The sequence below is a fragment of the Rhodococcus sp. IEGM 1341 genome, from assembly GCF_030056895.1.
Taxonomy (GTDB): domain Bacteria; phylum Actinomycetota; class Actinomycetes; order Mycobacteriales; family Mycobacteriaceae; genus Rhodococcoides.
Map to the genome: position 1 here is coordinate 436,590 of NZ_JASHKV010000001.1, position 21,946 is coordinate 458,535.

Here is a 21,946-nt window from a genome sequence, read left to right on the forward strand (position 1 = left end):
CAGCGCCTCGGGTACCGTTCCCGGGTGTCACTTAGCTTTCTGGAGCCGCGGTCAGGGCGGACGACCGCCGAGGTAATCAAGTACGCCCTGTGGCCCATCGCCATCATGACCGTCATCCAGCGCGTGGTGATCAAAGCGGTCAACGGAGACATCACCAACGATTTCAACCCGGTGTACAGCGCCGCCCTGGCCTTCCTCAACCGCCAGCCGGTGTACACGGCGAACTTCGACTCGGTCGATCCGCACTACCTCTATCAACCGAGCGCGACGATGCTGCTTTCCCCCATCGCCGTCATCGACCCCGAGCGATCCCGTTGGCTGTTCATCATCGCGAGCACCGTCGCGATACTGCTGGCCCTGTACATCCTGTTGCGCATCTTCGGATTCCGCCTCGATTCGGTGGCGGCCCCCGCACTCCTGCTGGCCGCCTTCGTCAGCGAAACAGTGACCAACACGTTGGTGTTCACCAACTTCAACGGCTTCGTACTCCTCGGCGAGGTCGCCTTCCTCGGGTTCCTCCTCCAGCGCAAGGACCTGTCGGCCGGTGTCGCCATGGGTCTGACTCTGGCGATCAAGCCGATGCTCGCCCCGCTGCTGTTGCTTCCGCTGATGACGCGTCAATGGAAGGTCTTCATCACCTCGATCGCCATCCCCGTCGTGATGATGGCCATCGCCTGGCCGCTGTCGGTGGATCCGATGAACTTCATCGACCGGACACTGCCGTATCTGCTGCAGACCCGCGACTACTTCAACAGCGCCGTCGTCGGTAACGGCCGGTACTACGGTGTTCCCGAACTCCTCACCCTCGGAATCCGAGCAGTCCTCGGAATCATGGTCCTGATCTCACTGTGGCTGCTCTACCGATACTGCCGCGAGGACCGCCTCTTCTTCTTCGCGACCACCTCGGGCTTGATCCTCACCGCACATTGGCTGTTGGGCTCGCTGGGTCAGATGTACTACTCCATGATGCTGTTCCCGCTGCTGATGACCGTCGTGCTGAAGAACTCGCTGCTGCGCAACTGGCCCGCCTGGCTCGCGATCTACGGGTTCATGAACTACGACCGATGGCTGTCGGGTCGCTGGATCGAAACCGGGCGCGCCTTGGACTACCTGCGCACCACTTTCGGCTGGGCCCTGCTCATCGTCGTCATCTTCGGCGTGCTCGTCGGACGCTATTTCGCCGCCCGAAGCGAAGGACGACTCGACGACGGAATCGAACCGAGCTACCTGCTGCCGAGCGCTCCACCTGCGAAAACGGCATAGCCCGACAAATCGTATTAGCGTGTGAGCATGAGTTCAGCAACCGACAACAATTCTGCCCCGGCCGTCCAGCTCACCGACGCACAGTGGCGCGAGAAGCTGACCCCCGAGGAGTACGCGGTGCTGCGGCAGGCAGGCACCGAACGCCCCGGCGTAGGCGAATACACCGACACCACCACCGAAGGTATCTACGAGTGCCGCGCCTGCGGAGCCGAATTGTTCCGCAGCACCGAGAAGTTCGAGTCCCACTGCGGCTGGCCGTCCTTCTTCGACCCGGCCGACAGCGACGCCGTCATCCTGAAGGAAGACACCACGCTGGGAATGCGCCGCGTCGAGGTCGTCTGCCGCAGCTGCCACAGCCACCTCGGGCACGTCTTCGAGGGTGAGGGTTACCCCACCCCGACCGATCAGCGGTACTGCATCAACTCGATCTCGTTGACGCTCAAGCCCGCACCCTGATCGGACAGGACACTCGGATGTCGCCGCGCTGAACGCGCCACGAGCTACAGATTCGTCGACATGGAGCCCAGACCGGTAAATTTACCTTTGATTACCTATACATAAGGTAAATTTGCCGTCATGGCCACTTCGATCAAAACATTCTGGTGGCGTCAGGTAAAACTCACCGGCGTCAGACCCAATTTCGGCGATGAATTGACGCCCGAACTGGTGAAATCACTGTTCGGGCAGAAATGTTCCTGGCGTCGTGCGAAGCGAAGCGACATGATCGGGGCAGGTTCCACTCTCGAAATGGTCCAGCTCATGCAGGCGCGAAAGGATCTCAAGGTCTGGGGTTCGGGATTCATGCTCAGCGAGACTGCCCACGAAAAAGACTTCAGCTACCCCGACTTCGACTTCTACGCTGTGCGCGGGCATCTGTCATCGAATCGCATCGAGTCCGAGCGCGAGGTCGCGGTCGGGGACCCCGGGCTGTTGGCGAACAGGGTCTATTCACGCTCCCCGCGGGTACCTGGTCGAATCGGTCTCGTCTACCACTGGGTGCACAAGAAGGATCCCGTAGTGCTCGCGCTCGCGCGAGAAAAGAACGTGACGTTGATCGACCCGTCCCGAAAGCCGGCCAAGGTCATCGCCGACATCACCGCATGTGACTTCGTGATGTCCACGAGTCTGCACGGCTTGATCGTCGCTGACTCCTTCGGCATCCCCAACGCGTGGATAGAGCTGACGCAGGATATCGGCGGCAACGGATACAAATTCGACGACTACTACTCCGTTTTCGACCGAGAAGCAGTTCAGCATTCGTCGGACCTCGCGCGCGATCACGACAAGATCGCGCAGCTTCGCAGCGAATATCGACCGGTCCCGAATCTGACGGAAATCCAGGACAATCTGATCGCCGCTTTTCCGTTTGCGCCGCGCTGTACGGCCTGAATTCAGCAGACCGACAACGACGCCGAACATCGCGCGCCGCGCTCGTTCACCGTCGAGCGTCCTACTACGACGGTGCATACTGTGAGTATGCGCACTTTCACCTCACCAGAGCAGATCAAAGCAGCCGTCGGGGAAGACCTCGGCACCAGTGACTGGCTGCAGATCACCCAGGAACGGGTCAACACCTTTGCCGACGCCACGGGCGATCACCAGTGGATCCACGTCGACGTCGAGCGGGCGAAGAAGGAGAGCCCTTTCGGCGCACCCATCGCCCACGGATTTCTGAGCCTGTCCCTGGTATCGATGCTCAACTGGCAGATCTACACCATCGAGAACACCAAGCTCGGAATCAACTACGGCTCCAACAAGGTTCGCTTCATCAACCCGGTGAAGGTGGGCGCGCACGTGCGCCTGCAGACCACCCTTGTCTCCGTCGAAGAGGTATCGGGCGGGGCGCTACAGATGGTGACGGCAGGAACGTTGCAGATCGAGGGCGAGGACAAGCCGGCGCTGGTCGCCGAGATCATCTCTCGGGTCGTGTTCTGAACTCGGACCGAGCAGGTGGATCGAACGCGGTGATCGGCGGCAACGGCTCGTCGTAGCGTTCGATCTCCACCAGCACGTGCTGGCCGGTGCAGCCGCGCGCGAGCGCCGACGAGCCCTCGTCCGCGGTGAGAACGTTCACGCTGCCGTGTACGCACATCGAATCGGGATCTGCCGGATCGAGCGGGTCGTACCAGGCCCCGGTGGACAACTGCACGACCGATTCCAGCATGGCGTCGTCGACAACCACACCGGCCAAGCACGAGCCGCGGTCGTTGAACACCCGTACGACGTCGCCGTCCGACACTCCCCTGGCCCCGGCCGCCGACGAGTGCATTCGTATCGGCTCTCTACCCTTGATCTTCGAGTTACGGCTCACCGCACCGTGATCGAGCTGACTGTGCAGCCTGGTGTGCGGCTGGTTGGCGATCAGATGCAACGGGAACTGCTGCGCCCGGGGTCCACCGAGCCATTCCTGCGGCTCGAACCACATCGGATGCCCACGGCAGTCCTCGTAGTCGAACCCCGCCACGGTCGCCGAGAAGATTTCGATCTTTCCACTGGGGGTGCGCAGCGCGTTGCCCACCGGGTCGCGTCGAAAATCCTCGAAGAACGTCAGATCGTCCTCGGTCTTCATCCGAAACGAACCCTCGCGACGGAAATTGTCGTACTCCGGCGTAGCGACACCCCCGGCGCGTAGATATCCGCGCCACTGCTCGTACAGATGCTCGAGCCACTGTTGCGAGCTACGCCCCTCGGTGAACTGTTGCCCCACACCGAGTTTCGTAGCCAACTCCGCGAACGTGTCGTAGTCGTCGCGGGAGTCCGCGTACCGCGGGGCGGCCGGCTCCATCGCGACGAGCAAGGGATCGTTGCGTGTGCAGCTCAGATCCGATCGTTCCAACGACGTCGTCGACGGGACGACGATGTCGGCGTGCTTGGCCATCGGTGTCCAATACGGGTCGTGCACAACGACGGTGTCGGGCCTACCGAGAGCGCGACGCAGGCGCCCCAGATCCTGGTGGTGGTGGAACGGATTTCCGCCGGCCCAATAGACGATCTTGATATCGGGATAGGTCAATCGCCTACCGTCGTAGTCGAATTCGGCACCGGGATTCAGCAGCATGTCCGAGACCGCGGCGACCGGAATCAGGTCGGGAACGGGATTGACACCCTGCGGCAAGGTCGGCAACGGATACGGAACCGGTGCCAGACCCGGCTCGTTCATCGACCCGTACCCGTGCCCGAATCCCCCACCCGGAACGCCGATTCGGCCCAGCATCGCCGCGAGTGTCACGCCCATCCACGGGGCCTGCTCACCGTGTCGCGTCCGCTGCAGTGACCAGGTGACCGTCACCATCGTGCGTTTCGACGCCATCTCCCGGGCGAGTTCCGCGATCACGGCGGCCTCGATGCCGCAGATCGCCGACGCCCACTGCGGTGTCTTGGGAATTCCGTCCGTGATGCCGAGCAGATATCGCTCGAACTCGGGGTAGCCCTGGCAGTACTTCTCCAGAAACTCTGTGTCGTGTAGCTTTTCGTCGGCAAGCACGTGAGCCAGAGCCAGCATTATCGCCACGTCGGTACCGGGCCGCGGGGCGATCCAGCGCGCGTCGCCGTTCATGTCGTTGCGGAGCGGACTCACGGTGACGATCTGCCCACCGCGGGCGCGCATCGCGTCGAGCGAATCGACGGTCGGATGATCCGACGTACCGCCGTGATTGATGCCGGTGTTCTTCACCGGAACTCCGCCGAACGCCACCAACAACTCGGTGTGGGCGGCGATCACGTTCCAAGAGGTGGAGCGCGAGAACATCTTCCAATGCGCACCGAGGACGTGCGGCATGATGACCCCGGTCGCGCCCAGTGAGTAGCTGTGGACCGATCGCGTGTAACCGCCGATGCAGTTGAGAAAGCGATGCACCTGACTCTGCGCGTGATGGAAGCGTCCGGCACTCGCCCACCCGTACGACCCGCCGTAGATGGCCTTGTTGCCGAATGCGTCGACGACCCTGCGTAATTCGGCTGCCAGCAGATCGGTGAGCTCGTCCCACGAGACGTCGACGAACTCGTCGCTGCCACGGGTGTCGGTCGGCCCCGGCCCGTGCTCGAGCCAGCCCCGGCGCACCGCCGGTGACGTGACACGGGACCGATGAGTCACCGAACCGACGAGGTTGCCCAACACCGGGGAGGGATTGCTGTCGGTCGACTGGGGATGGACTGCAGTGACATCGCGTCCGTCCGACTCGGCGCGGAACATGCCCCAGTGGCCCATGTGCTGAACGCCGGCCACGCCAGTCATCGAACAACCCCGGTCATCGAACCACTCCGGTCATCGAATTCCGAACTCGCGCAGCGCCTTCAGTAGTGCATCGGGACGCTGCGACGTCGGCACCGGATCGACGAGAGCGAAGTGGCATCCGATCTCTCGTGCCGCACCGTCGGCCTCGTCGCTGTCGCCCACCATCAGCGTCACCGCGGGGTCCACACCCAACGCCGTCACTGCGTGCCGGAAGATCTCGGGCTGCGGCTTGACGTGACCGACCTCGAACGAGAGCACGAATTCGTCGACGAACCTGTCGAGACCGCGATCGACGAACGCGGGACGGATGTCGAATGCGATGTTGCTCAGGACGCCGATCCGAATCGATTCGGCAGCAAGCTTTTTCAGCACTCCTTCGGTATCCGGGTACGGCGTCCAAGAATCTGCGTCGATCACGCGACCGTAGACGGATTCTGCGTGCACCGGATCGGTGACACCGGACTGCGCGAGCACATGCAGATAGGCCTGCCGGTGCAGGGCCGGATCGAGGTCTCGGTTTCGCCACGCATGACGCGTCGCATCGTCGAACTCGACCGTCTCCCCCACCGGTGCCGTCATACGGCGCATCAGTTCCGCCGCTCCCGCACCGTCGACGGGGGTGCCGTCGGCGTCGTGGATCCCGTCGAACCAGGAGGGATGTTCCTCGAGCCTGAACAACGTGCCCGAGAAGTCGAACAGAACGGCCTCGATCGCGGGTGCGCCCGTCGTCGTCACGGCAGGGATTCGACGAGCGCGTCCACCTCGACCCGAGGGCCGGTGAAGAACGGGGTCTCCTCGCGCACGTGTCGCCTCGCCTCGGTGGCCCGCAGGTCGCGCATCAGGTCCACGATGCGATCGAGTTCGGGAGCTTCGAAGGCCAGGATCCACTCGTAGTCGCCGAGTGCGAACGACGGCACGGTGTTCGCACGCACGTCCTTGTAGTCGCGTGCGGCCTTGCCGTGATCGGCGAGCATCGTGCGACGCTCGTCGTCGGGCAGCAGGTACCAATCGATCGAGCGGACGAACGGGTAGACGCAGATGTACGCGCCCGGATCCTCGCCGGCGATGAAGGCCGGGACATGGCTCTTGTTGAATTCGGCGGGGCGATGCAGCGCGGTGTTGCTCCACACCGGAGTACTCGCCTTGCCCAGCGCGGTGGTGCGACGGAAATCGGAGTACGTCGCCTGGAGGTCCTCGATGCGCTCGGCGTGCGTCCACACCATGAAGTCGGCGTCGGCGCGCATACCGGCGATGTCGTACACCCCGCGCACCGCGACACCCTTGTCTTCACGACTTTCGAAGAACACCTTCGCCTCTTTGGCGGCCGCGGCCCGATCCTCGCCGAGAACGCCGGGCGTGACCTTGTAGACCGAGAACATCAAGTAGCGAAGAGTCGAGTTGAGCGCTGAGTAATCGAGGCGTGCCATGGCCCTATCGTGCCACTTCGATCAGACGGGCGGCAGCGGTGGTGGCGGACGCAATACACGCGGGCACCCCGACACCGCGCTGCCAGGCACCGGTGACCTCGAGACCGGGTAGGTCGGCGACTCCTGCCTCGATGGCGGCGACGCGATCGAGGTGCCCCGGCGCGTACTGCGGCAGGCCTCCCGGCCAGCGCTGCACGGTCGCAGCGAGCGGCTGCGCATCGATATTCGCCACCGTCGCGAGATCCGCGAGTGCGATCTGGATCGACTCCGCGTCGGATCGGTCCGACGCCGTCGTGTCACCGAAGCGGCCGAGCGAGGCCCGCAGCAGTACCGCGTCACGCTCCTCCAGATGCGGCCACTTGCGGCTCGACAGGGTGAATGCCTTCACGTCCAAGCCCGCGTCGGTGGCCACCAGGATTCCCGAATTCTGCGGCAGCTCGGTCGTCTTGGGAAAAGCGAGCGCGACGACGACCGAGGACGCGAGATCGATGTTCCGCGCGGCCTGCGACGCCGCGGGCGCCACCTCGGCGATGAGCCGACCGAGAATCGGCGCAGGGACCGCCAACACCACGCCGTCGACGCGTCCGACTCCTTCGACGAACCATCCGCCGGACTCGCGGCGGATCTCACCGACGCCTGCACCGACCACCGTCCGGGCATCGGTTGCAGCGACGAGGGCATCGAGCAACACCGCGTAACCGTCGCGCAGCCCGCCGAACACCGGCCCCGGCGACGGGGTGGGCAGCGCTGCCAGCACTGCCTCGGTCAGGTTGGCTGCTCCACCGTCCAACGCGGCAGCCAACGTGGGCAGTGCCGCACGGATGCCGATGGAGCTCGACGAACCGGAGTACACGCCGCCGAGCAGCGGATCGACCGAACGGCTGACCACCTGGGAGCCGAACCTGGTGCCCACGAGATCGGCCACACTGACGTCCGAACCCGCGGTCCAGGCGAAGGGCCGAGAGGTCTCGGTCTCGATGAGGTGCAGGTCCTCGGGGTCCACCAGATCCCGTACCGAATCGGCGGACGACGGGATGCCCATCAGAGTGCCGACCGGGAGCGCGTGAGTTCGACCGCCGGAATAGACGAGCGGACGGACCGGCGCCGGGTAGACCAGCTGATCCGACAGACCGAGCTCGGCGAGCAGAGCCGGCACTTCCGGACGTCGACCGATGAATGCCTCCGCACCGACGTCGAGCGAGTCCGTGCCGACTGCGGTGGTGCGCAGCGTGCCGCCGATCCGCGACGAGGCCTCGACGACAGTGATCTCGGCACCCGGCCCGCAGGACTGTCGAAGGCGATACGCCGCGACGAGGCCGGAGATTCCGCCGCCGACCACGGCGTACCGCCGCACCGTCACAACGAATGCACCAGGGAGACCACCCGGGTCAGAATCTCGGGATCGGTATCGGGGAGCACTCCGTGTCCGAGGTTGAACACATGTCCGCGCGCACCGGCCGCCACCGCGCGGTCCGCTTCGGCGGCGATGCGACGAACTTCGGCCTCGACGGCATCCCAGCCGGCGAACAGCACCGCGGGATCGAGATTTCCCTGCAGCACCTTGCCGCCCCCGACCCGGTGCACGGCGTCGTCGAGTGGGATTCGCCAGTCGACACCGACGACGTCGGCACCGGCTTCACCCATCGCCCCGAGCAACTCGCCGGTTCCGACGCCGAAGTGGATCTTGGGTACACCGGCCGATGACACGGCGTCGAACACGCGCGTCGAATGCGGCAGCACGTACTCGCGGTAGTCGGCGAGCGACAGCGCACCCGCCCAGGAGTCGAACACCTGCACTGCGTCGACGCCTGCGGCGAGCTGAGCCTGCAGGAAGGTGATCGTCGTGGTGGCCAGTGCGTCGAGCAGGGCGTGCCAGGTCGCCGGATCGGACCGCATGAGCGCCTTGGTCTTCTCGTGATTACGACTCGGGCCGCCCTCGACCAGATACGACGCGAGAGTGAACGGTGCGCCCGCGAAACCGATGAGCGGTGTACCGGCGAGCTCACGGGTGAGGATCCGCACCGCATCCGCCACCGGCTCCACCTGATCCGAAGTCAGGATCGGCAGTGCGGCCACATCGGCAGCCGACCGCACCGGCTGCGCGACGACCGGCCCGGTGCCTGCGACGATGTCGAGATCGATACCGGCGGCCTTGAGCGGAACGACGATGTCCGAGAACAGGATTGCCGCATCCACGTCGTGCCGACGCACAGGTTGCAGGGTGATCTCGGCCACGAGGTCGGGTCGGAAGCACGAGTCCAACATGCCGATGCCGGCGCGAATCTTGCGGTACTCCGGGAGCGATCTACCGGCCTGGCGCATGAACCACACCGGCCGACGCGAGGGAGCTCGACCTGCGATCGCGGCCAGGAACGGCGCGTCCGGGAGTTCTCGACGGGCGGGGGCTGTGGCGTGCGGTTCGGCGTTCATCGGGTTCCATGCTGCCACGCGCGAGGAAAGCTCCTGCCACCAAGGGCGACACACCGACTTCGGTTGCATCACGGCCCGGCGCGCCTCCGCGTCCAGGCAACGTGACGCGTCTAACGTCCGGTGACGTGACCGAACCCCAATCCACCGCCGAACCTGCGCCGTTCCGCGCCGCCATCGACGCGATGCATCGGGCTCAGGTACACCCGGCGATCGAAATCGGTCCGATCCGGCCGCCGCAGCGACTCGCCCCCTACAGTTACGCGATCGGGGCCGAGGTCAAGCATCCGGAATCCGACCAGATCGACGAACAGAGCGACGGCGACGCCTTCGGCCGCCTGATCCTGCTGTACGACCCCGACGGTGCCGAAGCCTGGAACGGCACCCTCCGACTGGTCGCGTACATCCAAGCGGACGTGGACGAATCCCTCGCCGACGATCCTCTGCTCCCCGAGGTCGGCTGGAGTTGGCTGGTCGACGCACTGGAGTCGCGGTCGGAACCGCTCAACGCGCTGGGCGGCACGGTCACCTCGACCAGCTCGGTGCGCTACGGCGACATCGCCGGGCCACCCAAGGCCCACCAGCTCGAACTACGCGCCTCGTGGACGGCCACGTCCGAGGACCTCTCGACGCACGTCGAGGCGTTCTGCGAGGTGCTCGCCTACGCCGCCGGTTTGCCGCCCGCGGGCATCACCACCCTCGGCCAGCGCAGTTCCAGCCGGACATAGTGGGCGGTCCTTCCACCCGCAGGGCTTAGAGTCACATCTCATGTCAGCCGAGAGTTCTCCCGAGACCACGCCGGACGACGAGGCGAACGAGCCTGTCGCCGTTCCGCTACTGGCCCCGGCTGACGGCGTACCCGACGTGGTCGACACGCCGGACGCCGTGCGCGCGGCTGCCGCCCTTCTCGCATCGGGTCACGGCCCGCTCGCCGTCGACGCCGAACGTGCGTCGGGCTTCCGCTACTCCCAGCGCGCCTACCTCCTGCAGTTCCGTCGCCGCGGCGCAGGCACGGTTCTGCTCGATCCGATCCCGGTCACCGGCGACCTCGCTCCGCTCGCCGAGGTGATCAACCCGCTCGAGTGGGTACTGCACTCCGCAGATCAGGACCTGCCGGGACTCGCCGAACTCGGCCTGGTACCCGCCACGCTCTACGACACCGAACTCGCAGGCCGCCTCGCCGGATTCGATCGGGTGGGGCTCGGAGCCATCGTCGAACGCACCCTCGGACTGGCCTTGCAGAAAGGCCACGGAGCGGCCGATTGGTCCACCCGGCCGCTACCCGACACCTGGCTCAACTACGCAGCACTCGACGTAGAGGTTCTGCTCGAACTGCGCGACGCAATGGCCGAAGAGCTCGAACAGCAGGGCAAAACCGAATGGGCCGCACAGGAATTCGCCCACATCCTCACCCTCGGGCCACCCAAACCCAAGACCGACAGGTGGCGTCGGACATCGGGGATCCATGCGATCAAGTCTCCCCGCACTCTTGCTGCCGTTCGCGAATTGTGGAGCACACGAGACGAACTGGCGGCCAAGCGTGACGTGGCACCGAGCCGGGTGTTGCCCGACTCGGCCATCGTGGCGGCCGCAACGGCGGACCCGAAATCCGCGCGCGAGCTCGAGCAGCTACCGGTCTTCGGCGGTCCACGTCAGCGCAGATCGTCCCGATTGTGGGCCTCGGCCCTGACCCGTGCGCGGGCGCTCCCGACATCCGAACTGCCCTCGATGGCAGCGTCTTTCGACGGTCCACCCCCGGTCAATCGGTGGGCTCGCCGCGATCCCGATGCAGCAGCGCGACTCGCCGACGTACGAGCCGCGATGACCGAGCTCAGCGAATCGGTGTCGGTGCCGGTCGAGAATCTGTTGATGCCGGATCTGCTGCGCCGCCTGGTGTGGGATTGGCAGAGTCCGGTCGATCCCGACGTCGACCCGGCCGAGCTGATCGAGGCCCGACTGGCCGACGGCGGGGCCCGGCCCTGGCAGCGAACGCTGGTGGTGCCGGTACTGACGAAGGCACTGCACCCTTCCCAAGTTACCGACGGGTAATACCCGCTACAGTAGGGGTCGCGTCCGGGCACCCGGGCGAGTCGTCCGCATCTGTCGGGAGGATCGAAAAGCGTGTCTGTACCCGCGTCCACCAGCTCACAGAGGAATGTTGTCTTCGTCGACGGCATCCGTACCCCGTTCGGCAAAGCAGGCCCCAAGGGCATGTACGCCGACACTCGCGCAGACGACCTCGTCGTCAAGGCAATCCGCGAACTCCTTCGCAAGAACCCCAACCTCCCTCCCGAGCGCATCGACGAGGTCGCGATCGCCGCGACCACGCAGACCGGTGACCAGGGCCTGACCATCGGCCGTACGTCCGCACTGCTCGCCGGCCTCCCCCGCAGCGTCCCCGGATTCGCCATCGACCGCATGTGCGCAGGCGCGATGACCTCGGTGACCACCACCGGGTCGGGCATCGGCTTCGGCCAGTACGACGTGGTGATCGCCGGTGGCGTCGAGCACATGGGCCGCCACCCGATGGGTGAGGGCGTAGACCCCAACCCGCGTTTCCTCGCCGACAAGCTCGTCGATCCCAGCGCGCTGGTGATGGGCAACACCGCCGAGAATCTGCACGACCGGTTCCCGAGCATCACCAAGGACCGCACCGACGCGTACGCCGTCGCCAGCCAGAACAAGTACGACGCCGCCAAGAAGGCCGGCTTCATCGCCGACACCCTTGTGCCCGTCGCCACCAAGTCCGCCGCAGGATGGGGCCTGGCCACCGAGGACGAGCCGCCTCGCCCCGGCACCACCGTCGAGGACCTCGCCAAGCTCAAGACGCCGTTCCGGCCCGCCGGTCGCGTGACCGCAGGCAACGCGGCAGGACTCAACGACGGCGCCACCGCCGCGATCCTGGCCGGCGAGGACACCGCGCACGAACTCGGCCTGAACATCGGCATGCGCATGGTCGGCTTCAGCTTCGCCGGCGTCGACCCGGCCGTCATGGGCATCGGACCGGTCCCCGCGACCGAAAAGCTCCTCGGTCGAACGGGATTGAGCATCGACGACATCGGCCTGTTCGAGATCAACGAGGCCTTCGCCATCCAGGTGCTCGCCTTCCTCGAGCATTACGGCATCGCCGACGACGACCCACGCGTCAACCAGTGGGGCGGGGCCATCGCGTGTGGCCACCCCCTCGCATCCTCGGGCGTCCGCCTGATGACGCAGCTGAGCCGCCAGTTCGCTCAGCAGCCCGACGTCCGCTACGGCCTGACGACCATGTGCATCGGTCTCGGTATGGGCGGCACCGTCATCTGGGAGAACCCCAACCACGCTGACTATTCAGGAGCGAAGGCATGAGCGACATCACCACAGCGTTCAGCGACGAGGTAGTCACGAACGCGTTCACGAAGCTTGTCTCCGTACCGGGGCTCGACGGCTCCATCGCCCTGGTGACCTTGGACAACGGCTTCGATCACACCAAGCCGTCGACCTTCGGTCCCGGTGGACTGGCCAAGTTCGACGCCGCCCTCGACGAGGCATTCGCAGCGAACCCGGTTGCCATCGCCGTCACCGGTAAGCCATTCATCTTCGCCGTCGGTGCCGACCTCAACGGTGTGCCGAACATCAAGACCAAGGACGAGGCGCTGCAGATCGGGCAGCTCGGTCACAAGGTCTTCCGACGCCTGCGCGAGTCGACCGTTCCGACGTTCGCCTTCATCAACGGTGCCGCACTCGGTGGTGGCCTCGAAGTGGGACTGCACTCGCACTACCGGACCGTCGCGGAGAACGCTGCCGCACTCGGTCTTCCCGAGGCTTTCCTCGGCCTGGTGCCGGGATGGGGTGGAACTCAGTTGCTGCCCAACATCATCGGAGCCTCCAACGCCGTCACCGTCGTCATCGAGAACGCACTGAACCAGAACCGCGTCCTCAAGCCGCAGCAGGCACTCGACCTCGGTATCGCCGACGCGCTCTTCGGCGGAGCCGACTTCCTCGAGCAGTCCCTCGCGTGGGCTGCTCAGGTCGTCAAGGGCGAGATCACCCCTGCCCGACCCGAGATCGACCGCGGGCAGGCCTGGGACGACGCCATCGCCCGCGCCAAGGGCATCGTCGCGGGCAAGACCAACAACTTCGCCCCCGGCCCCGTCGCCGCGGTGGAGCTGCTCGAGCTCGCCAAGAGCACCGACATCACCGACTCGGCCTCACTCGACAAGGCCTTCGCGGCCGAGGACGAGGCCCTGTCCACGTTGTTGGTCAAGGACGAGCTTCGCGCCGGGCTGTACGCCTTCGATCTGGTGCAGAAGCGCGCCAAGCGTCCCGCCGGTGCACCCGACAAGTCGTTGGCGCGCAAGATCTCCGGCGTCGGCATCGTCGGTGCCGGCCTGATGGCCAGCCAGCTGGCACTGCTGGTCGTTCGGCAGCTGAAGGTGCCGGTGATCCTCACCGACATCGATCAGGAGCGCATCGACAAGGGCGTCGGCTACGTCCACGGCGAGATCGACAAGCTGCTCGGCAAGAAGCGCCTGTCCCCCGATGCCGCAAATCGGTTGAAGGCGTTGGTGTCCGGCTCGATCGACAAGTCCGCGTTCGCGAACACGGATTTCGTCATCGAGGCCGTGTTCGAGAACCTGGACGTGAAGAAGAAGGTGTTCGCCGAGGTCGAGGAATTCGTCTCTGCCGACACGATCCTCGCGACCAACACGTCTTCGCTGTCGATCACCAAGATGGCTGCAGACCTGAAGCACCCCGAGCGCGTCGTGGGCTTCCACTTCTTCAACCCCGTTGCGGTCCTGCCACTGCTCGAGGTCGTCAAGGGTGAGAAGACCGACGATGCCACTCTCGCAACGGCATTCGCGACGGCCAAGACCCTCAAGAAGTCGGCCGTACTGTCGGCGGATCTCCCCGGATTCGTCTTCAACCGTCTCGTCACTCGCGCGTCGAACGAGATCATCAGCGCCATCGACGAGGGCACCCCGTTCGATGTTGCCGACGGCGCTGTGGGCGAACTCGGCATGCCGATGAGCCCGCTCACGTTGCTGGCACTCGTCGGACCGGCCGTGGCACTGCACACTGCCGAAACCCTCGCCGAGGCATACCCGGAGCGATTCAAGGACTCCGCCGGATTCCGTGCACTCGTCGAGGCGAAGAAGCCGGGTGTGTGGACCTACGGACCCGAGGGCCAGGTCGTCGATCCCGAGGTCGCCGCACTCTGGCCGCAGGGCGATTCGCCGTCGACCGCCGAGCAGGTGCTCGAGCGCACCCGCAACGCGATCGCCGACGAGATCAAGATCATGCTCGACGAGGGCGTCGTGGCAGCAGCCGAGGACATCGACCTCTGCCTGCTCCTCGGCGGCGGATTCGGCTTCTGGAACGGCGGCATCACTCCGTACCTCGACCGTAGTGGGGCCTCCGAGGCCGCCACCGGTCAGCGCTTCCTCGCACCGGGCGTAGCCAGCGTCTAGCACTGCCCGCCGAGTTCGAGGTCGTGGACGGATTTCTCCGGATTTTCGTCCATGACCTCGAACTCGGCTTTTTGGTGCCGAGATAGGGTCTGACCCGATGAACAGCGAACGCAGTCGGTTGATCGGAATCGGCTACCGCATGCTGGGTTCCTACAGCGACGCCGAAGACGCCGCCTCCGAGGCTCTCGTTCGCTGGTACCGACTCACCGACGCCGAACGTGACGCCATCGACGTCCCGGCGGCGTGGCTCACCCGAGTGGTAGGTCGCATCTGCCTCGACGTACTGAGTTCCGCTCGCGCTCGACGCGAGAACTACGTCGGTCAGTGGTTGCCGGAACCGGTCCCCGGCGCCGATTCCCGCGACGCGACCACGATGGACCCGGCCGACCGAGTAGTGCAACAGGATTCGGTGACCCTCGCGCTGCTCGTCGTGCTCGAGTCGCTCGGTCCGGCGCAGCGAGTCGCCTTCGTACTGCACGACGCGTTCGCCGTCCCGTTCGACGAGATCGCCACCGTCCTGGATCGATCACCGGCCGCCTGCCGCCAACTCGCCTCTGCCGCACGAGCTCACGTGCATTCCCGTCACCGCTCCGTCGCCGACCCCATCGACCACGACCGCGTCGTGCGGGCTTTCGCGTCGGCCTCGGCGGGCGGAGATCTCGCATCCCTCGTCTCGGTGCTCGCGCCCGACGTCGCCCTCGTCAGTGACGGCGGCGGCCACGTCTCCGCGGCCCGCAACGCCGTCCTCGGATCCGATCGAGTCGCTCGGTTCGTTCGCGGCATCACCGCCAAGTCGACCGACCTCGAGTGGTCCATCGAACCCGTCAACGGCCTGTCGGGCATCGCGATGCGGCGCGGCAGCGTGGTGTTCGGCGTCATCGGGTTCGACGTCGCCGACGGCGTTGTCTCGAACGTCTGGATCGTGCTCAATCCGGACAAACTCCGCAACTGGGTCTGATGCACGCCATACATTCGTCGCGGCTGTGTCGTCAGAGAGTAGAGGCCCGCCACACGCGGTCCGATCAACTCTCGAGAAACAGGTGGATACGCGATGAAGCTAGCCGTAGCCGGGGGAACCGGAACAGTCGGAGTGCACGTGGTCGAGGTTGCGCGTGAACGCGGCCACGACGTGGTCGTTCTGTCGCGATCTGCGGGTGTAGATCTCGTCGCCGGGTCAGGACTGTCCGACGCCATGGCCGGAGTCGAGGCGGTCGTGGACGTCGCGTCGACGCGGACAGTCTCGGCGAAAGAGTCGACGGCGTTCTTCGCCGCCGTCACGCGACACCTGCTCGAGGCGGAGAGCGCGGCCGGTGTCGGCCATCACCTGGCGCTGTCGATCGTGGGGATAGACGAGGCACCGCACGGCTACTACGCCGGAAAGGTGGAGCAGGAGAGCCTCGTTCGTGCTGGAGCAGTGCCCTGGACGATCCTTCGAGCCACCCAGTTCCACGAGTTCGCCGGCCAGATCCGCGCGCAGGCGTCGTTCGGTCCGGTGAGCATCATCCCGAAGATGGTCTCGCAACCGATCGCCGCCCGCGAGGTCGCCGAACGACTGATCGACCTCGCGGAGCGGTCCCCGGCAGGTCGGGTCGCCGATCTCGGTGGACCACGTGAAGAACGCATGGCCGAGATGGTTCGGCGCTACGCACGAGCCATCGGTGCTCGCGGCCTGGTGCTCGAAGTCCCGATCCCCGGCGCATACGGTCGCGCGATGCGAGACGGAACGCTGGTCACCACGACCGAGTCGGATCACGGTCTCCAGACCTTCGATCAATGGTCGGCCACCCAGGCGCGCTAGCCACCTGCCGCCGAACTCGAAGCTACGGACGACTTTAGGCAGTTTTCCGTCCGCAACTTCGAGTTCGACAGCCGGGATATCGGACAATTCACCTTTTTCGGCGAGCCGATTCCTGTACGCCACGAATATCGAGTCGATTTCGCTCCCATTCCGTCGGTGCGAGGACGATGATGGCGATCGACCACCAAGGATGCTGGTTCACCTCGAAAGCTGGGTCACGTGATGACGCAATCCACCGATCGGCACACTGCCAAAGTCATCGGAGTCACGATTGCCGCCGCTGTCGGCGGTTTCCTGTTCGGGTTCGATTCGTCCGTCGTCAACGGCGCGGTGGACTCCATCCAGGAGAACTTCGCACTGTCGTCGTTCGTCACCGGCTTCGCGGTGGCCATCGCACTTCTCGGTTGCGCGGTCGGTGCCTGGTTCGCCGGCCGACTCGCCGACAGCTGGGGCCGAAAGAAGGTGATGCTGCTCGGTTCCGCACTGTTCACCATCTCGTCGGTGGGATCCGGGTTCGCGTTCAGCGTCCCGGATCTCATGCTCTGGCGTGTACTCGGCGGCCTCGGCATCGGCATCGCATCGGTGATCGCGCCCGCATACATTTCGGAGATAGCCCCGGCCCGCTATCGAGGTGGATTGGCCTCGCTGCAGCAGCTCGCCATCACCATCGGAATCTTCGCTGCTCTGCTGTCGGACGCGGTGCTGCAGAACGCGGCAGGTGGGCCGTCGAACGACCTGTGGTTCGGACTCGAGGCCTGGCGGTGGATGTTCCTGGTCGGCGTCGCACCGGCACTCGTCTACGGTTTTCTCGCCACGCTGATTCCCGAGTCGCCCAGATACCTCGTCGGAAAACATCTCGACGAGGAAGCGGCCCGCATTCTGGGAGACATCACCGGGGAGGTGAACCCGAACGAGAGGGTGAAACAGATCCGACTGACCTTGCGTCGGGAATCGAAATCATCTTTCGCCGATATCCGTGGACCGAAGTTCGGGCTGCAACCGATCGTCTGGGTCGGTATCACCATGGCCATCCTGCAGCAGTTCGTCGGAATCAACGCGATTTTCTACTATTCGACGACTCTGTGGAAGTCCGTCGGCTTCAGCGAGAATCAATCGTTCGTCACCTCGGTCATCACTTCGGTCATCAATGTCACGATGACATTCGTCGCCATCTTGTTCGTCGACCGATTCGGCCGACGAAATCTGCTCATGATCGGCTCGATCGGAATGTTCGTCGGCCTCGTACTCGCGGCCGTCTCGTTCAGCCAGGCAGTGGGTAGCGGGGACCAACTCGAATTGCCGTCGCCCTGGGGCCCTGTGGCTCTCGTCGGTGCCAACCTTTTCGTCGTGTTCTTCGCCGCAACCTGGGGCCCGATCATGTGGGTGATGCTCGGAGAGATGTTCCCCAACCGAATGCGAGCAGTCGCACTCGGTATCAGTACTGCCGCGAACTGGATTGCCAACTTCGCCATCACACTCGCGTTTCCGCCGTTGTCCGACACAATCGGACTCGGATTCATCTATTCGTTCTTTGCGTTCTTCGCGATCGTGTCCTTCTTCTTTGTCAAGTACAAGATCAAGGAAACCAAAGGAATGGAGCTCGAGGACATGGAGATCTGACATGCCGATGTTCGTCGTCGAATACGCGTACACCCCCGAGACCTCCTCGGGCCGTGACGATCACCGCACCGATCACCGCGCCTGGTTGCGAGAACTCGAGCGCCGCAAGATCCTCCGATCGTCGAGCCCGCTCGCCGATCACAGTGGTACCACGATGATCGTCGAAGGCACCGACAAAGCAAGTGTCGAGCGGATGTTCGCACACGACCCCTTCGCCCTGGCCCATCTGATAGATCGCGTTCAGATCGAAGAATTGGTCGCTGGGACGTAACGGATCGTCGAGTCCTTGTGCAATCCTGTCGCCGCTACCGCCAGAACGATCACGTAGACAACGCAATACGCGTTCCGCAGTCCTCCGTCGAGAATCGGCGATACGGACTGCATGAACGTGCCGATCACCACCACATCGGCCTGAGTGCGATACCAGGCCACGAAAGGCGCTGTGGCGGCGAGTATTCCGAGAACACGGAGGATGCGGTGTCGTGTGCTCGACCGCGAACACGCGTCGAGTCCGATCACCAGCAGCGGAACGCACCACACCCAGTGATGGCCCCAGGAGAACGGCGAAACCATCGGGGCCGTGAGACCGCACAGCGTCATCGCCAGCAGTGTTCTACCCGCCCGGTGAGCTCGATACGAGACCCACATCCCCGCGGCAAGGACGACCACCGCCACCGGCAACCACACCAACACAGGCGGATGCTCGGTTCCCCACGCCCGCGCAACCATCCCCCGAACCGACTGATTCGCGGGAGACGTGGTCGACCCAACCCGGTCCGAGGCGAGGATCGCGGAGGTCCAGTAGCGCCACGCGTCGGAAAACACGACCACGAACCCGATCAGCACCGTGACAAGACCGGTGACGGCCGCGGTCCATGCCGTTCGCCACTGCTTCTGCACGATCGACATGACGACGAACAGGCCCGGCGTCAGCTTCAGACCGGCCGCAATTCCGACACCGAACCCTCGGAACCTACTGCCCTCGGGCCGACCGAGATCCCACAGCACCAACGCGAGCAACAGCAGATTGATCTGGCCCAACCACAGCGACATGCGCACCGGCTCTAGCCACGAGCAGCCCACTGCAAGAGCCACACTCACCACCTTGGTCCGCGTGCTGTTCTCGTAACCGAGTCGACGCCAACTGAGATGGACCACTCCGTAGAGCAATACGACGTTGGATATGTTCACCAGCAATCCGGTGGCGGTATCGGACAGCAAGCCCAGAGGCGCGAACAGCACCGCGGCGAACGGCGGATACGTGAACGGCAGCGTGCCGAACAACGAGAACGAGTACAGCCCTTCGCCACTGAGCACGGTTGCGCCGCCGTGCCGGTAGACGAGAGCGTCGACACCGTTGCCGAACAATCCGTACAACGAGTCGAACGACAGCAAACGATCGTGAGCGGCGAACGCCACCACACCGATCACTGCCGACATCGCCACGAACCAACGCGAATGTCGTCGCTCCACCCCGTCGTTCCGGGAATCCAGAGCAGGAGCGTCATCCACGCATTCGACGGCCGCCCAGTCGGAATCACCGGCACCGAGAGCCGGATCGACTCGGCTGTCCGAGACGTCGGTTCTACCGTCGAAGACGAGGGTCATGGACAAAACATGCCAGTCGTCCCGGTTTGTGCAGCAACGACACACCAGTCACACAGGTCACATATTCGCAAAGAAAATTATCGTCACTCGGCAACGCAACGGTGGGAACCGTCGGTGCTCTTCCTACTCGTGATGACGGTACCCATGGCAGTCGCGGTCGCCGGACGCCGCGCGTTCTACGGCGTCGACGTCCGACGAAAAGCCTGCGTCAGAGGCTCTTGACCCAGTGCGAAACCCGCTGCACGACGTCCTCGCAGGTGAGACCGAGTTCGTGGTGAAGCTGCTCGCGCGATGCATGGTCCAGGAATCGTTGTGGCACACCGAGATCACGACACGGGGTGTCGACGCCTGCCGCGCGAAGAGCCGCGGACAGAGTCGAACCGATACCACCGTGCAGGCCACTGTCTTCGAGGGTGACCACCATCCGGTAGTCCTCCGCCAATTTCAGCAGCGCCTGCGGGATGGGCAGCACCCATCTGGGGTCGACCACGGCCGCCGAGATGCCGTCCTGTCGGAGTTTCTCCGCGGCGTGCACGGCCAGCGGACCGAACACTCCGACGGCCACGATCAGCACATCGCCCGTGGCACCCGACGGCTCGCTCAGTACGTCGACGATTCCGTCCAGTCTGCGTACTGCCGGCACGGTCTCGGTCACTGCGCCCTTCGGAAAGCGCAGAGCAGTGGGTCCGTCGGACGTGGCGATCGCCTCGGCCAACTCTTCTCGCAGAGTCTCGGCATCGCGCGGTGCCGCCACCTTCATGCCGGGAACGATGCCGAGCAGAGACATGTCCCACATGCCGTTGTGGCTGGCACCGTCGGCCCCGGTGACACCGGCGCGGTCCAGCACCACGGTGACCGGCAGTCCGAGCAGCGCCACGTCCATCAGCAACTGGTCGAACGCTCGATTGAGGAAGGTGGAGTAGATCGCGACCACCGGATGCATGCCACCCAGCGCCAGCCCGGCAGCCGACGTCATCGCGTGCTGCTCGGCGATTCCGACGTCGAACAATCGGTCGGGGAAGCGAACTCCGAACGCGGCGAGACCGGTGGGCGCGGCCATCGCTGCGGTGATCGCCACGACGTCTTCGTTCTGCTCGCCCTGCTCGATCAATGCCGCCGAGAACACCGAGGTCCAGTCCGGTGCCGACTTGGATCGCGCCAGTCCGGTCAACGGATCGATGATCCCGGTGGCGTGCATCTGATCTGCGACGTCGTTCTCGGCGTGCACGTAGCCCATGCCTTTACGTGTCACCGCGTGGACGATGACCGGACCGCCGTACGCCTTGGCTCGGCGCAGTGCCGATTCCATCGCGTGCTGGTCGTGGCCGTCGACAGGACCCAGGTATTTGATGCCGAGATCGGTGAACATCACCTGCGGGCTGATGGCGTCCTTCACCCCGGCCTTCATGCCGTGCAACATCGCATAGGCCGTGGGCCCGACGATCGGAATGCGACGAACGATACGACGACCGTTGTCCAGCACCTTCTCGTACCCGGGCTGGAGCCGTAGAGCCGCCAGATGATCGGCCAGGCCCCCGATGGTCGGGGCATAGGAGCGACCGTTGTCGTTGACGACGATCACCAGGGATCGGTCGCGGCCTGCGGCGATGTTGTTGAGGGCCTCCCAACACATTCCGCCGGTGAGCGCACCGTCGCCGACCACGGCGACGACGTGCCGGTCGGTCTCGCCCTTCAGAGCGAACGCTTTGGCCAGGCCGTCGGCGTAGGAGAGAGAGGCCGACGCGTGCGAGGACTCGACCCAGTCGTGTTCGCTCTCGACCCGTGACGGGTAGCCGGACAGGCCGCCCTGCTTACGAAGCGTGTCGAACAGACCGGTGCGCCCGGTCAGCATCTTGTGCACGTATGCCTGATGACCGGTGTCGAAGATGACGGGATCACGCGGGGAGTCGAAGATGCGATGAATCGCCAGTGTCAGTTCCACCACACCGAGATTGGGACCGAGGTGGCCACCGGTAGCGGACACCTTCTCGACGAGGAACGCACGGATCTCGCGGGCCAGTTCGGCCAGCTCCGCACTGCCGAGGTCGCGCAAGTCCTCGGGCGTCTGAATTCGAGCTAGGACACCCAACGAGATCGCTCCCTCCGGCCGGAAAACACA

At 64.9% G+C, this 21,946-nt stretch carries 19 protein-coding genes; 12 read left to right on the plus strand and 7 right to left on the minus strand.

All coding sequences use genetic code 11. The features are described from left to right. Positions 1 to 24: 24 nt before the first annotated feature. The 4 genes from QM615_RS01800 (at position 25) to QM615_RS01815 (ending at position 3,198) form a co-directional block, all read left to right on the plus strand. A complete protein-coding gene (locus tag QM615_RS01800) occupies positions 25 to 1,263 on the plus strand; it encodes a glycosyltransferase family 87 protein (protein ID WP_068050607.1) in 1,239 nt (412 codons plus the stop codon). 27 nt (positions 1,264 to 1,290) lie between these two features. Then, positions 1,291 to 1,719: a peptide-methionine (R)-S-oxide reductase MsrB gene (msrB, locus tag QM615_RS01805; protein WP_149405875.1), complete on the plus strand. Its 429-nt coding sequence runs from the start codon at positions 1,291 to 1,293 to the stop codon at positions 1,717 to 1,719. Between the two features lie 120 nt (positions 1,720 to 1,839). Continuing rightward, on the plus strand, positions 1,840 to 2,652 hold the full coding sequence (locus QM615_RS01810) for a polysaccharide pyruvyl transferase family protein (RefSeq protein WP_149405876.1): 813 nt from the start codon (positions 1,840 to 1,842) through the stop codon (positions 2,650 to 2,652). Positions 2,653 to 2,739: 87 nt separating this feature from the next. Then, positions 2,740 to 3,198: a MaoC family dehydratase gene (locus tag QM615_RS01815; protein ID WP_045195371.1), complete on the plus strand. Its 459-nt coding sequence runs from the start codon at positions 2,740 to 2,742 to the stop codon at positions 3,196 to 3,198. Here the strand turns inward: QM615_RS01815 and QM615_RS01820 are convergent. Genes QM615_RS01820 through hemE form a run of 5 tightly spaced genes read right to left on the minus strand, consistent with a single transcriptional unit; the run spans position 3,176 to position 9,354 of the window. Next, positions 3,176 to 5,497 carry a molybdopterin-dependent oxidoreductase gene (locus QM615_RS01820; RefSeq protein WP_188078623.1) on the minus strand — a complete coding sequence of 774 codons (2,322 nt, stop codon included), beginning with the start codon at positions 5,495 to 5,497 and terminating at the stop codon, positions 3,176 to 3,178. The genes QM615_RS01815 and QM615_RS01820 overlap by 23 nt on opposite strands. A gap of 30 nt (positions 5,498 to 5,527) precedes the next feature. Then, entirely contained in the window at positions 5,528 to 6,232 is a 705-nt protein-coding gene (locus QM615_RS01825; protein WP_188078624.1) for an HAD family hydrolase, read from the minus strand. Further along, complete coding sequence (gene hemQ / locus QM615_RS01830; protein WP_068050615.1) at positions 6,229 to 6,924, minus strand: hydrogen peroxide-dependent heme synthase; 696 nt, start codon at positions 6,922 to 6,924, stop codon at positions 6,229 to 6,231. Before hemQ ends, QM615_RS01825 begins: the two co-directional genes overlap by 4 nt. 4 nt (positions 6,925 to 6,928) lie before the next feature. Then, on the minus strand, positions 6,929 to 8,284 hold the full coding sequence (locus QM615_RS01835; protein WP_149405877.1) for a protoporphyrinogen oxidase: 1,356 nt from the start codon (positions 8,282 to 8,284) through the stop codon (positions 6,929 to 6,931). Continuing rightward, complete coding sequence (gene hemE / locus QM615_RS01840; protein ID WP_149406040.1) at positions 8,281 to 9,354, minus strand: uroporphyrinogen decarboxylase; 1,074 nt, start codon at positions 9,352 to 9,354, stop codon at positions 8,281 to 8,283. Before hemE ends, QM615_RS01835 begins: the two co-directional genes overlap by 4 nt. A gap of 125 nt (positions 9,355 to 9,479) precedes the next feature. On the opposite strand from hemE, the gene QM615_RS01845 reads away from it, so the two are divergent. The 8 genes from QM615_RS01845 to QM615_RS01880 all read left to right on the plus strand — a co-directional run bounded on the left by QM615_RS01845 (position 9,480) and on the right by QM615_RS01880 (position 18,490). Next, positions 9,480 to 10,079 (plus strand): DUF3000 domain-containing protein, encoded by a 600-nt coding sequence (locus tag QM615_RS01845; protein WP_149405878.1) that lies wholly within the window; start codon positions 9,480 to 9,482, stop codon positions 10,077 to 10,079. 40 nt (positions 10,080 to 10,119) lie between these two features. Next, complete coding sequence (locus tag QM615_RS01850; RefSeq protein WP_094688727.1) at positions 10,120 to 11,400, plus strand: HRDC domain-containing protein; 1,281 nt, start codon at positions 10,120 to 10,122, stop codon at positions 11,398 to 11,400. A 72-nt stretch (positions 11,401 to 11,472) separates the two neighbouring features. Beyond that, positions 11,473 to 12,699, plus strand: a complete 1,227-nt coding sequence (locus QM615_RS01855) for a thiolase family protein (protein ID WP_068050622.1) — start codon at positions 11,473 to 11,475, stop codon at positions 12,697 to 12,699. Continuing rightward, positions 12,696 to 14,801: a 3-hydroxyacyl-CoA dehydrogenase NAD-binding domain-containing protein gene (locus QM615_RS01860; RefSeq protein WP_149405879.1), complete on the plus strand. Its 2,106-nt coding sequence runs from the start codon at positions 12,696 to 12,698 to the stop codon at positions 14,799 to 14,801. The genes QM615_RS01855 and QM615_RS01860 overlap by 4 nt, the downstream gene beginning before the upstream one ends. 97 nt (positions 14,802 to 14,898) lie before the next feature. Then, positions 14,899 to 15,759: an RNA polymerase sigma factor SigJ gene (gene sigJ, locus QM615_RS01865; RefSeq protein ID WP_149405880.1), complete on the plus strand. Its 861-nt coding sequence runs from the start codon at positions 14,899 to 14,901 to the stop codon at positions 15,757 to 15,759. 93 nt (positions 15,760 to 15,852) lie between these two features. Next, positions 15,853 to 16,599, plus strand: coding sequence for an SDR family oxidoreductase (locus tag QM615_RS01870; protein ID WP_149405881.1), 747 nt, complete (start codon positions 15,853 to 15,855; stop codon positions 16,597 to 16,599). A 222-nt stretch (positions 16,600 to 16,821) separates the two neighbouring features. Next, complete coding sequence (locus QM615_RS01875) at positions 16,822 to 18,219, plus strand: sugar porter family MFS transporter (protein ID WP_149405882.1); 1,398 nt, start codon at positions 16,822 to 16,824, stop codon at positions 18,217 to 18,219. 1 nt (position 18,220) lies between these two features. Next, a complete protein-coding gene (locus QM615_RS01880) occupies positions 18,221 to 18,490 on the plus strand; it encodes a YciI family protein (RefSeq protein ID WP_149405883.1) in 270 nt (89 codons plus the stop codon). Here the strand turns inward: QM615_RS01880 and QM615_RS01885 are convergent. Further along, the gene (locus tag QM615_RS01885; RefSeq protein WP_149405884.1) at positions 18,460 to 19,827 is read right to left on the minus strand and encodes a glycosyltransferase 87 family protein; all 1,368 of its coding nucleotides are present in this window, start codon (positions 19,825 to 19,827) and stop codon (positions 18,460 to 18,462) included. The genes QM615_RS01880 and QM615_RS01885 overlap by 31 nt on opposite strands. Before the next feature lie 208 nt (positions 19,828 to 20,035). Continuing rightward, positions 20,036 to 21,916 carry a 1-deoxy-D-xylulose-5-phosphate synthase gene (gene dxs / locus QM615_RS01890; RefSeq protein ID WP_149405885.1) on the minus strand — a complete coding sequence of 627 codons (1,881 nt, stop codon included), beginning with the start codon at positions 21,914 to 21,916 and terminating at the stop codon, positions 20,036 to 20,038. Between the last annotated feature and the right edge of the window lie 30 nt (positions 21,917 to 21,946).

Excerpts from the sequence above, each read along its gene's own strand:
- sigJ (WP_149405880.1), top strand. The coding sequence starts at position 14,899 with ATGAACAGCGAACGCAGTCGGTTGATCGGAATCGGCTACCGCATGCTG.
- QM615_RS01815 (WP_045195371.1), top strand. The coding sequence starts at position 2,740 with ATGCGCACTTTCACCTCACCAGAGCAGATCAAAGCAGCCGTCGGGGAA.
- msrB (WP_149405875.1), top strand. The coding sequence starts at position 1,291 with ATGAGTTCAGCAACCGACAACAATTCTGCCCCGGCCGTCCAGCTCACC.
- QM615_RS01860 (WP_149405879.1), top strand. The coding sequence starts at position 12,696 with ATGAGCGACATCACCACAGCGTTCAGCGACGAGGTAGTCACGAACGCG.
- QM615_RS01870 (WP_149405881.1), top strand. The coding sequence starts at position 15,853 with ATGAAGCTAGCCGTAGCCGGGGGAACCGGAACAGTCGGAGTGCACGTG.
- hemE (WP_149406040.1), bottom strand. The coding sequence starts at position 9,354 with ATGAACGCCGAACCGCACGCCACAGCCCCCGCCCGTCGAGAACTCCCG.
- QM615_RS01875 (WP_149405882.1), top strand. The coding sequence starts at position 16,822 with ATGACGCAATCCACCGATCGGCACACTGCCAAAGTCATCGGAGTCACG.
- QM615_RS01885 (WP_149405884.1), bottom strand. The coding sequence starts at position 19,827 with ATGACCCTCGTCTTCGACGGTAGAACCGACGTCTCGGACAGCCGAGTC.
- hemQ (WP_068050615.1), bottom strand. The coding sequence starts at position 6,924 with ATGGCACGCCTCGATTACTCAGCGCTCAACTCGACTCTTCGCTACTTG.
- QM615_RS01810 (WP_149405876.1), top strand. The coding sequence starts at position 1,840 with ATGGCCACTTCGATCAAAACATTCTGGTGGCGTCAGGTAAAACTCACC.
- QM615_RS01880 (WP_149405883.1), top strand. The coding sequence starts at position 18,221 with ATGCCGATGTTCGTCGTCGAATACGCGTACACCCCCGAGACCTCCTCG.
- QM615_RS01820 (WP_188078623.1), bottom strand. The coding sequence starts at position 5,497 with ATGACTGGCGTGGCCGGCGTTCAGCACATGGGCCACTGGGGCATGTTC.
- QM615_RS01850 (WP_094688727.1), top strand. The coding sequence starts at position 10,120 with ATGTCAGCCGAGAGTTCTCCCGAGACCACGCCGGACGACGAGGCGAAC.